Raw genomic sequence first — 7,589 nt, 5'->3', positions numbered from 1 at the left:
ACCCCCGCCTCCGCCAGTCGGGACCGGCCCGCCGGCTGCGCTCCAACTTCATCAACGGCATCAAGGAACTGCCCGTCACGGTCGGGTGAGCATCAGCTCCCAGCTAGCGCCGGTGTTCGGGGGCGATCTCACAGACTTGCTCGTCCACAACGGGTCGCGCGCATGACGTACGGCCGTACCTGACCGCGAAGGAGACCGGTACCCCGATCGCGGGTGGCCTGTGACACCTTCTGATCTACTGTGCCGGCAACTCTGGCTTGAGGTCTGGCAGGGCGTCCCGGATGCGCCTTATCCTTTCACGCCAGCCACGACGGTGAAAGGATAAGGTTTATCCTTTCATCAACGTGGGGCGCGTGAAAGGATAAGCCGTTGTGGCGACGCACCTTGAGCTGATGTGGCCTGCGGCATGGCATGCGCCCAGTCGACGGGACAGACGTGGCGGGACCTACCGTGCCTATGTGCCCGACCCACTGATTGGCGGGAGTCTCGTTGTGTCGCCGGATGTCGCCCTGGAAACCGCCAAGGCAGAAGGACTCGTGCGACGCCTTGCCACGCACTCCGCCAGTCATGGCGTGGACGCTCTGGCCCGGTTCCTTCTCCGTTCAGAGGCGATCGCCTCATCTCGCATAGAGGGTTTGCAGACTTCTCCGCAGCAGGTGGCGCTGGCAGAGTTGGCAGCGCATGACACGGGAGTTTCGAAGGGCTTCACGGCGACGGCAGCACTGGTCGCCAACAACGTTACGGCACTGCGGCAGGCGGTTACCGACCTCGTCGCGGTCGAAGCGGTCTCCGTCGCCGACGTCCTCGCCCTGCACACTGCTCTCCTGCCGGAGGAAAAGCATCACGGACTCCGTGGGGTGCAGAACTGGGTCGGCGGAGGAGATTGGCATCCCCTCGACGCCGAATTCGTTCCGCCGCCTCCCGAGCACGTTCGTCCACTCATGGACGACCTCTTGTCCTACATCAACTCAGCGGAACACGCGCCCCTTATCCAGGCGGCGGTGACACATGCGCAATTCGAGACCATCCATCCCTTCACCGATGGCAATGGCCGGGTCGGTCGTGCCTTGATTCACACCGTTCTGGCCCGACGCGGTCTCACACGCCATGCGATCCTCCCGATCAGCCTTGTGCTCCTCACGCGGTCGGACGCTTACATTGACGGCCTGACGGCGTACAGACACGCCGGAGATCCACGATCGGCGGAGGCGGAGCAAGGGCTCAACGGATGGCTGCGCGTGTTCCTCGCCGCCACCACCACGGCGGTCGAGCAGGCTGAGAGATTTGCCGACGAACTGAGTCAACTCCATGAGGAATGGTTGGCTCGGCACCGCAATTTCCGTGAGTCGCAGGGCATGCGGCCGATTCCCCGGGAGAATTCGGCGGTTGCGCGGTTGTTGGACTTGCTGCCCGCGGTGCCGCTCGTCACCGCTCGCACCCTGCAATGCTTGCTCTCGGTCACACATCCCGCTGCACGACAGGCATTGGAGGAACTGTCGGGTGCGGGCATCCTTCATCCCAAGCAGGTCGAGAGAAACACCAGAGGATATCTGGCACGCGAGGTCTTCGATCTCCTCACCCTTACCGAGCGCCGACTTGCGAGCACACGCTGGGATACTCGGGAGAGTCCTCCGAAACGTTTTGTACCGGCCCGGCCGCAGAAGTGAGCGACCCACCTGTTTCTCGCCTGGAGTGCCCGCTTGAACACTGGGCTCTGTGGGTACGGGGGCTCGGGCTCAAGGATACAGACTGAGGCCCTTCAGTACCTTGTCCACGCCGTTCCTTCCCCCATAGACCGCCACCCCCACCAGCCCCAGCTCATCGGCCTCCACAGCCCGCACAGCCGCCCGGTTGTCCGCATCGTGGCCCGTCTTGAACATCTCCTCGATGTAGACGGCCACATCCATCCCCCGGGCCACCGCCTTCTCGCGAACGACCCGCAACTCCTCCAGCTCCCCCACGTAGACCAGCACGGGCTGCCGGAACATCGGCAGGTAGGAGTTGCCCGACCCGTCCTCGTACGGCTCCCCCATGGTCTCCGCCACCCCGCCCGCCACCGCGCCGGCAAGGAAGGCGGTGACGTTGAGCTGCTGCCATGCGGCCAGGTCCGCGCGGACCACAATGCCGATCTTGGTGTCGAAACGCATGGCGGCAAGTCTTCACTCCCGGGCCCGCCGGGGTCTTGAACGCTCGTGCGGGCCGCAAGCCTCCTTGTCAACGACAATGGAGAGATGCCGCATGACTGGTCCCGATACTGGCGGTCGCCCGACCGGCCGCTCGAGGCCATGCACGCCCATTTCGAGCGGCACGTCTACCACCGGCACAGCCACGAGACCTACTCCTTCGGCGTGACGGAGACCGGTGCCCAGTCGTTCACCTGCCGGGGCTCGGCGCACACGAGCGCGGCGGGCATGGTCATGGCCTTCAACCCGGACGACCCCCACGACGGCCACCCGGCGAACCCGCTCGGCTTCACGTACCGGATCGTCCACATCGGCCCCGAACTGGTGACAGACGCCCTGGCAGACGCGACGGGCCACCACAAGGGCCTCCCGCTCTTCACCGCCCCGGTACTCGACGACCCCGCCCTGGCGTCCGCCCTACGCGCCCTCCACGCGGCCCTCCTGAACGGCGACACGACGTCCCTGCGCCGCGACGAGCTCCTCACAGCGACGATCGCCCGCATCACACACCGAGCATCCACAAAGCCGCTCATGGCTCCGAACAGACCAAGCAGGTCAACAAGGGTGGCCAGCCACGCCAGGCAACTCCTCCACGACCGCATCGAGGACGACCTCACGATCGACGACCTGGCGAGACACACGGGCACCAGCCGCTACGCCGTCTACCGAGCTTTCCAAACGGAGTACGGCCTCCCGCCAAGCGACTACCAACGCCAGCTCCGCCTGAGAACGGCCAAAACCCTGATAGCCACCGGCACCCCGATCAGCGAGGCCGCCTCAGCAACGGGCTTCGCCGACCAGAGCCACCTGACCCGCTGGTTCACGAGGTATTTCGGCCTCACCCCAGGCGCCTACCGCCAGGCGACGACAGCCAAGCCCTGGCCACGGAGCCCGGTGCCCGCGCGCACCGTAACGGCGGCGCGCCACTGACCGGTCAGCGGCCGTTCCCCTGGACAGACGCAAGCCAACAACGACGGTTGGCTGACCACGGCAACGCGTAAAGAAAATGGTTTGATCTAGGGCCAAGAACTGTCTTCATGGGGGTCGCCGCCGTCGGAGAGCAGGCGAAGATCGGCCTCGACCATCGTCGCGACCAGTTCGTCGAACGCAACCTGCGGCTCCCACCCCAGCTGCGCACGCGCCTTCTTCGGATCGGCGCACAGCAGGTCCACCTCGGCCGGCCGGTGCAGGGTCTGGTCGGTCACCACGTACCGCTCCCAGTCCAGCCCCGCCGCGCTGAACGCCGCCGCCACCAGCTCCTTGACCGACTTCATCCGCCCGGTGCCGATCACGTAGTCCTCGGGGTTGGCGGCCTGCAGCATGAGGTGCATGGCCTTCACGTAGTCCCCCGCGAACCCCCAGTCCCGCCTGGCCTCCAGGTTGCCCAGCCGCAGCTCCGAGGCCAGCCCGAGCTTGATCCTGGCCACCCCGAGCGACACCTTCCTGGTGACGAACTCGGCGCCGCGGCGCGGCGACTCGTGGTTGAACAGGATCCCGGACACGGCGAACATGCCGTACGACTCGCGGTAGTTCTGGGTGAGGAAGTGCCCGTACGCCTTGGCGACCCCGTACGGCGAGCGCGGGTGGAAGGCGGTGCGCTCGTTCTGCGGGGTCTCGCTGACCTGGCCGAACATCTCGGACGACGAAGCCTGATAAAAGCGGATTGGTCCGGAAGCACCGGAACCCCCGCCCCGCGACACACCAGAGCACACGCGGATCGCCTCCAGCATGCGCAGCACGCCCATCCCGGTCACCTCGGCCGTGAGCTCGGCCTGCTCCCACGACATGGGGACGAACGAGATCGCGCCCAGGTTGTACACCTCGTCCGGCTGAACCCGTTCCACCGCCGAGATCAGCGACCCCTGGTCCAGCAGATCGCCCCGCACCACCTGCACGTCGGAGAGCAGCCTGCGCATCCGGGACACGCGCGGGTTCGCCTGCCCCCGCGCCAGCCCCCAGACTTCGTACCCCTGCTCGAGCAGGTGCTCCGCCAAGTAGGAACCGTCCTGGCCGGTGATGCCGGTGATCAGAGCGCGCCTGGCCAAGGGTTCCTCCAACTTATTGCTACCTGCGGTGGCCCGCTGGACGCGGCCCACCGAACCGCATCCCTTTGGGACGCGAATGTACAGCTATGCGGCTAGAAGGGCATCAAGCCGCCTAGAACGTGTTCCACCGAACCACGCTCGGTTACAGCAACGTCGCAGTTCGCACGGCGTACGGGCGCCAATGTGAACAATTCCAGGCGACCTACCGAATGGTAGCCTTCTCGGGCTAAGGTCATCATTCACGATCTCTGCTGCTACTGGCGAAGATCGGATGCCTACGGGCCGAGAAAGGGGTGTCCGTGCGGGAGCGAACGCTGCGGATCGCGCTGCTGTCCTACCGCAGCAAGCCCACCTGTGGCGGTCAGGGCGTCTATCTCCGCCACTTGAGCCGCGAGCTGGTCGCGCTTGGACACCACGTCGAGGTGTTCTCCGGCCAGCCCTACCCCGAGCTCGACGACGGCGTCATCCTCCGCGAGGTGCCCAGCCTCGACCTCTACCGCGACGAGGACCCGTTCAGAACGCCCAAGCTGCACGAATACCGCGACTGGATCGACTGGCTCGAGGTCGGCACGATGTGGACGGCGGGCTTCCCCGAGCCGCTGACGTTCACGCTGCGCGCCTACCGCGAGCTGAAGAAGCGGCTCGGCGACTTCGACGTCGTGCAGGACAACCAGACGCTCGGGTACGGCCTGCTCGGCATCCAGAAGCTGTTCCCCGTGGTCGGCACCATCCACCACCCGATCAGCGTGGACCGCCGCATCGAGCTCGAGGCCGCCAAGGGCGCGAAGAAGCTGACCATGCGCCGCTGGTACGGGTTCGTGAAGATGCAGTCGCGCGTCGCGCCCCGGTTGAGCCCGATCCTGACCGTCAGCGAATCCTCCCTGGCCGACATCCACCGCGACTTCAACGTCCCCCAGGCCAACATGCGGCTGATCCCCCTCGGCGTGGACACCCGCTATTTCCACCCGCGCCCGGACAAGCCGAAGCGCAAGGGCTCGATCGTGGCGGTCGCCAGCGCCGACTCCCCGATGAAGGGCGTCTCGACGCTGCTGCGCGCCGTGGCCAAGCTGGCCACCGAACGCGACGTGCACCTCACCGTCGTCAGCAAGCCCACCCCTGGCGGCCCGACCGAGCAACTCGTGCAGGAGCTGTCGCTGCAGGACCGGGTGCGGTTCGTGCACGGCATCTCCGACGACGAGCTGGGCGAGCTGATCGCCACCTCCGAGATCTCGGTCGTGCCCTCGCTGTACGAGGGGTTCTCGCTGCCCGCCGTCGAGCACATGGCCTGTGGCACGCCCCTGGTGGCCAGCCGCACGGGCGCCCTGCCGGAGGTCGTGGGCGACGCGGCCGTCCAGGTCCCGCCGGGCGACGCCGAGGAGCTGGCCGCGGTGCTGCGCCGCCTGCACGACTCGCCTGAGGAGCGCGAACGGGTGGCCAAGGCGGGATACGACCGCGTCATGGAGCGCTACACCTGGCGCGTCGTGGCCAAGCGGACCGTAGAGGCCTACCACGAGGCCATCGCGGCCCATCGGAAATAAGGAGAAGCGACCAGTGCTGACCGTGGACTTCGCCCGGCTTCCCGTCGGCCCCGGCGTGCGCGTGCTCGACCTGGGCTGCGGCGGCGGCAGGCACGCCTTCGAGGTGCTGCGCCGCGGCGCGGACGTGACCGCGTTCGACATGGACCAGTCGGAGCTGGACAACGTGGCGGCCATGTTCGCGGCGATGGACAAGGCGGGCGAGGTGCCGCCCGGCGCCGCTGGCCAGACCGTCCAGGGCACGGCGCTCGAGATGCCGTTCGAGGACGGCGGCTTCGACCGGGTCATCGCGGCCGAGGTGCTGGAGCACATCCCCGACGACATGACCGCCATGCGGGAGATCTTCCGCGTCCTCAAGCCCGGCGGCACGGCCGCGATCACCGTGCCGAGCTTCCTGCCCGAGCGGATCTGCTGGGCACTGGACGAGGGCTACCACACGGCCCCCGGCGGGCACGTGCGGATCTACACGCTGGCCGAGCTGTCCGCCAAGCTGAAGTCCACCGGCTTCGAGATCGGCCCGCACCACCACGCCCACGGGCTGCATTCCCCTTACTGGTGGATCAAATGCGCGGTCGGCGTCGACAACGACGACCACCCGCTCGCGAAGGCGTACCACGAGCTGCTGGTCTGGGACATCATGAAGCGCCCGGCCGCGACCAGGATCGCCGAGGCCGTGCTCAACCCGGTCATCGGCAAGAGCGTGGTCCTCTACGTCAGGAAGCCATGATCTCCCGCACGGAGGTCGTGCGGACGGCCGAGAGCATCGCGGCGATCCAGCAGGAGGACGGCGGCGTTCCGTGGCCGGAGGGGCACGTCGACGCGTGGAACCACGTCGAGTGCCTGATGGCGATGTCCGTCGCGGGTCTCGATGAGCCGGTACGGCGCGGGTACGCGTGGCTGGCCCGCCACCAGCGCGCCGACGGCTCCTGGCCGATGAAGCTGGTCGACGGCGTGCCCGCCGAGCTGGGCGGCGAGACCAACCACGCCGCCTACGTCGCCGCCGGCGTCTGGCACCACCATCTCATCACCGGCGACCAGGCCTTCACCGAGCAGAGCTGGCCCATGGTCAAGGCCGCGCTCGACTACGTGGCCGGGCTCCAGACCGAGCGGGGCGAGATCGTCTGGGAGCGCGACGCGCAGGGCAGGAGCTCGACGTACGCGCTGCTCACCGGCTGCTCCTCCATCCACCAAGGTCTCCGCTGCGGCGTGCGGCTCGCGGACCACCTGGGCGACCCGCAGCCGCACTGGGAGCTGGCCGCCGACCGGCTGGCGCACGTCCTGGCGGCGCATCCCGAGGCGTTCGCCGACAAGAGCCGCTTCTCGATGGACTGGTACTACCCCGTGCTCGGCGGCGCGGTACGCGGGCGGCAGGCGTACGAGCTGCTGGAGCGGGAGTGGGCCACGTTCGTGGTGCCGGGGCTCGGCATCCGGTGCGTGTCCGACCAGCCCTGGGTGACCGGGGCCGAGACGTGCGAGCTGGTGCTGGCGCTGGACGCGCTGGGAGACCGGGAGCGGGCGGTCGCGCTGTTCGCCGACATGCAGCACCTGCGGCACGAGGACGGCTCGTACTGGACGGGATGGCAGTTCGCCAACCGCAGGCACTTCCCGCACGAGCGCTCCGGGTACACGGCCGCCGCCGCCGTCCTGGCGGCCGACGCGCTGCTGGGGCTCTCGCCCGGCGCCGGACTGTTCCGCGACATCGCCGGGACGTCGGGGTTCGACCCCGACGTGTGCGGATGCACGGCGGGTACGGGCCTCCACCTGCCTCCGCAGGTGGCCGAGGAGCACTGACCTCCGGGACCCGGTGCCCCGACTTGGCCGCCCAC

Annotated in this window: 7 protein-coding genes; 5 read left to right on the top strand and 2 right to left on the bottom strand. The window is 68.0% G+C overall.

The genetic code is table 11. From position 1 onward, the window contains the following. The first annotated feature begins 458 nt into the window (after window positions 1–458). Complete coding sequence (locus tag EJK15_RS44405) at window positions 459–1,667, top strand: Fic family protein (protein ID WP_206061479.1); 1,209 nt, start codon at window positions 459–461, stop codon at window positions 1,665–1,667. A gap of 69 nt (window positions 1,668–1,736) precedes the next feature. Here EJK15_RS44405 and EJK15_RS44400 read toward each other — a convergent pair whose 3' ends face one another. Continuing rightward, on the bottom strand, window positions 1,737–2,147 hold the full coding sequence (locus EJK15_RS44400; protein WP_138716488.1) for a DUF2000 domain-containing protein: 411 nt from the start codon (window positions 2,145–2,147) through the stop codon (window positions 1,737–1,739). A gap of 84 nt (window positions 2,148–2,231) precedes the next feature. Here EJK15_RS44400 and EJK15_RS44395 point away from each other — a divergent pair, with 84 nt between their 5' ends. Next, window positions 2,232–3,113, top strand: a complete 882-nt coding sequence (locus EJK15_RS44395; protein ID WP_138716487.1) for an AraC family transcriptional regulator — start codon at window positions 2,232–2,234, stop codon at window positions 3,111–3,113. Between the two features lie 86 nt (window positions 3,114–3,199). Here the strand turns inward: EJK15_RS44395 and EJK15_RS44390 are convergent, their stop codons facing one another. After that, on the bottom strand, window positions 3,200–4,228 hold the full coding sequence (locus EJK15_RS44390) for a GDP-mannose 4,6-dehydratase (protein ID WP_138716486.1): 1,029 nt from the start codon (window positions 4,226–4,228) through the stop codon (window positions 3,200–3,202). 293 nt (window positions 4,229–4,521) lie between these two features. Here EJK15_RS44390 and EJK15_RS44385 point away from each other — a divergent pair, with 293 nt between their 5' ends. Genes EJK15_RS44385 through EJK15_RS44375 form a run of 3 tightly spaced genes read left to right on the top strand, consistent with a single transcriptional unit; the run spans window position 4,522 to window position 7,554 of the window. After that, entirely contained in the window at window positions 4,522–5,766 is a 1,245-nt protein-coding gene (locus EJK15_RS44385) for a glycosyltransferase family 4 protein (RefSeq protein WP_138716485.1), read from the top strand. A gap of 13 nt (window positions 5,767–5,779) precedes the next feature. Next, a complete protein-coding gene (locus EJK15_RS44380; protein WP_171074896.1) occupies window positions 5,780–6,490 on the top strand; it encodes a class I SAM-dependent methyltransferase in 711 nt (236 codons plus the stop codon). Further along, complete coding sequence (locus tag EJK15_RS44375; RefSeq protein ID WP_171074895.1) at window positions 6,487–7,554, top strand: glycoside hydrolase family 15 protein; 1,068 nt, start codon at window positions 6,487–6,489, stop codon at window positions 7,552–7,554. Before EJK15_RS44380 ends, EJK15_RS44375 begins: the two co-directional genes overlap by 4 nt. The last annotated feature ends 35 nt before the right edge of the window (window positions 7,555–7,589 follow it).

This window comes from Nonomuraea basaltis, from assembly GCF_005893125.1.
GTDB classification, from domain to species: Bacteria; Actinomycetota; Actinomycetes; order Streptosporangiales; family Streptosporangiaceae; genus Nonomuraea; species Nonomuraea basaltis.
This window is presented reverse-complemented; position numbering and strand designations above follow the sequence as displayed.

What these genes read in the sequence shown, in the direction of transcription:
- EJK15_RS44400 (WP_138716488.1), bottom strand. Translation starts at nt 2,147, where the DNA reads ATGCGTTTCGACACCAAGATCGGCATTGTGGTCCGCGCGGACCTGGCC.
- EJK15_RS44395 (WP_138716487.1), top strand. Translation starts at nt 2,232, where the DNA reads ATGCCGCATGACTGGTCCCGATACTGGCGGTCGCCCGACCGGCCGCTC.
- EJK15_RS44375 (WP_171074895.1), top strand. Translation starts at nt 6,487, where the DNA reads ATGATCTCCCGCACGGAGGTCGTGCGGACGGCCGAGAGCATCGCGGCG.